Origin of the sequence: Paraburkholderia sp., from assembly GCF_034668105.1 — a bacterium.
Lineage (GTDB): Bacteria > Pseudomonadota > Gammaproteobacteria > Burkholderiales > Burkholderiaceae > Paraburkholderia.
The window spans coordinates 1-2,804 of sequence record NZ_JAXDPY010000548.1 but is presented as its reverse complement, the minus strand read 5'-3'; the positions used below and the strand labels follow the sequence as shown (position 1 = coordinate 2,804).

Genomic DNA, 2,804 nt, shown 5'->3' with positions numbered 1-2,804 from the left:
TTGTGCGTATCGGGTTGGTATAGATAGGCAGCAGAGATTTGAGGAAGGAGGAAGGCCATGGAGGATCATGTGAGATCGAAGCAGGACGAAGCAGAAGCAGCCGCGGGCCTTCCACCCGAAGCGGATGCGCAACTGGTGCCCCAAATCGAGAAGTTCAGTGCCGCAGAATTGACCATGCTGCGCAACGAGTTGATGCACAGCCAGTTGGATAGCTGGCAGGCAGCGGATCTCGCCGCGAACTTCCTTGCGGGCCACGGCTACGGCGCCAGCGCCGACCATCTCCGCGAAGCCCTCATCAGCATGGAAATCTCGCGTTGTTCCATCGATTGTCTCCAGACTGCTCTTGAGGGCGTCGCCTACATCCAGTAGGCTGCGCAGCAGCCGAAGCGCACTCGCTTTATTCGTATTTCAGGCTTTCCACTGGATCAAGCTGCGCGGCGCGCGTAGCAGGCAACGTGCCGAAAACGACGCCCACCACGACCGATGTCGCCAGCGCAATCACCACCGACCATGGCGATATCGGAACCTTGTAAGCGGTGAAGAAGCGCGCAGCCAGCGGCGGCGCCAAGCCCAGGATTGCGCCAATGATGCCGCCAGCCAGCGAGATGAATATCGCTTCCATCAGAAATTGCAGCTTGATCTCCCGCGCGGTTGCGCCCAGTGCCTTGCGGATGCCGATCTCGCGGATTCGCGAGCGAACATTCGCCAGCATGATGTTCATGATGCCGACGCCGCCCACCGCCAGCGTCACGGTAGCCAGCAACAGCAGCATCACCGTCAGGCCGTCTGCAATCTGTCCCGCCACACGCAGGATCGCGACCAGAGTATTTGCCGTATAGACCGAGTTCGACTGATGTCTGGCCTGGATGATGCGCAGGATGTCCTTTGTCGCGAAGGGAATGTCGGTCTTATCCCGGATAGAGAAAAATATCTGCTTCACCTTGTCGGTGCCGGTAAAGTAGCGTGCCACCGAGTAGGGGATGAGGATCGTCGAGTCCGCCACCTCCGACATGCCAAACGTGTCGACGCTCTCCTTGAATGTCCCCACGATCGTGATTGGCATGCCGCGCAGTAGGAAAGTCTTATTAATCGCCGCTTCTGGGCTGCCAAACATCTGTGTGGCGAACGGAATGGTGACCACCGCGGCCTTGGTGTGCGTCGCCTCATCTGTCTCGTCGAAGAAACGTCCCGTGGTGACGATCAGGTGGCGCACCTCGCGATACTGCGGTGAGACGCCAAGCACCAGAACGTCCTTCGCAATACCCCCGCCGAAGCTGACACGGTCGTGCATCTCCAGCATCGGTGACGACGCAGAGACCGCCGGAACCTGCGCGAGGACAGCGCGTTCGTCATCGATCGTCAGCAGGTCATTGCGGTACTCCCCAACGCTGCCCGAAGAGCCGCCCGAGTACTCCACCTCCACCATATTCGGCCCGATGTTCTCAAGCAGCTTCATCGCATACTGTTTGCCCGTCAGTCCGATCGTGACCACCAGGATCAACGACGCCGAGCCGATCACCATGCCCAATGCCGTCAAAGCAAAGCGGACTTTGTTCACCCGGAAGCTGTCGATCGCCAGCATCGCGATCTCGCGGAGCAGGATGGTGCGCTTGGCGCTCGCCAGCGTGTGCTCGAACGCACTCCGGCTCATCGCTCGGGTCGTAGCAGCGGCCCGGTGGGTGGTGGTGGAAACTCGGCTGGGAGTTGCCGTTGGCGTCATGAGTCTCCTTCACAGGATGCCAGAATCGCCACTGCCGGTTCCCTTTTTTCTTGCAAATATGAGGTGGGCAGCCCGGCCTCCTTACTCTTGCGTTCTATACGCTTGAAAACTAGCTGAGCCTTTTGGGACGGCAAAGGCCGCCCGGTTCAGGGCGGCCCTTGTTTACGGCTTCGCCGGTTCGCAGGGAAGCTTACTGGAAGAACCAGATCTTCGACCGTACGAGCAGATTCACGTCAAGCGTCCCGATGCCTGTCGCAAAGTCCCATCCCGGTGCCGCGGCATACGCCGGTTCATACTTGCTTGAGCTTACGGACAGAACGCCATTCGTCCCGGAAGGATCGTAGCAGTTTACCTTTCCTCTGCAGTTCACATCCATGTCGCCAAGGGTGACGTCATGGAAAATGCAGGACTTGCCGGGGCCCTTGGTGGAGTTGCAGGATGCGTTGCCGCGCCGGCCATATTCACTGTTGGCTAGCGCATAGTAAGCGTAGTTCGGGTTTCCCTGGTAGTGACCCCACCGCTGATTGACCAGAGCCTGCACTCCGGCCAGGATCGGCGCCACGAACGACGTTCCACCCGCGCCCACCCAGTTAGATGGATCGCCGGTGCACGGCACTCCCCCGCCTTTAGGATTGCTGTAGCAGAAGATGAAAAAATGTCCCCATACGCCATTGGCGGCGAACATGGAAACATCCGGCAGGTCGCGCACTCCATCGTTTGGATTGCCATAGACACCCCGCTGCCAGCTCGGCTTCTTGTACCCTCGGCAGCTTCCGTTCGTCCGAGGTGGAGTCGCCGAGGTGCCGAGGGCACAGGCGCTGGGTCCGCCGCCGCCCGCAGCAGTATCCAAAAAGTCCGCTTTACCGGCTGCGGAGTTGCAGGAGCCGCCGGTGCCATACGGAACAGTGAACCCGAGCGCGATTGTGATCAACCGGCTGGCGCACGAATCATTCCATGGGATCTCTGGAATGTAGGACTTCGCAGACCCGAACACCGGGCTGTTGGTGCTCTTCCAGAACTTGCTTGTGGTGCCCAGGAACGTATCTGCGTAATCGGTGCCGCCCGCTGCGAGGTTGAATGGTGT

The 2,804-nt window shown here is 59.7% G+C and carries 2 protein-coding genes and 1 pseudogene; 1 reads left to right on the top strand and 2 read right to left on the bottom strand.

The window, feature by feature from the left end:
* Positions 1-57 precede the first annotated feature (57 nt).
* Positions 58-369, top strand: a complete 312-nt coding sequence (locus QOC89_RS24270; RefSeq protein WP_323047342.1) for a hypothetical protein — start codon at positions 58-60, stop codon at positions 367-369.
* Between the two features lie 28 nt (positions 370-397).
* Here QOC89_RS24270 and QOC89_RS24265 read toward each other — a convergent pair whose 3' ends face one another.
* Together QOC89_RS24265 and QOC89_RS24260 are read right to left on the bottom strand one after the other, a co-directional pair.
* Positions 398-1,720: an ABC transporter permease gene (locus QOC89_RS24265; RefSeq protein ID WP_323047341.1), complete on the bottom strand. Its 1,323-nt coding sequence runs from the start codon at positions 1,718-1,720 to the stop codon at positions 398-400.
* A gap of 190 nt (positions 1,721-1,910) precedes the next feature.
* Positions 1,911-2,804 (bottom strand): annotated as a pseudogene (locus QOC89_RS24260) (hypothetical protein); the annotation flags it as partial.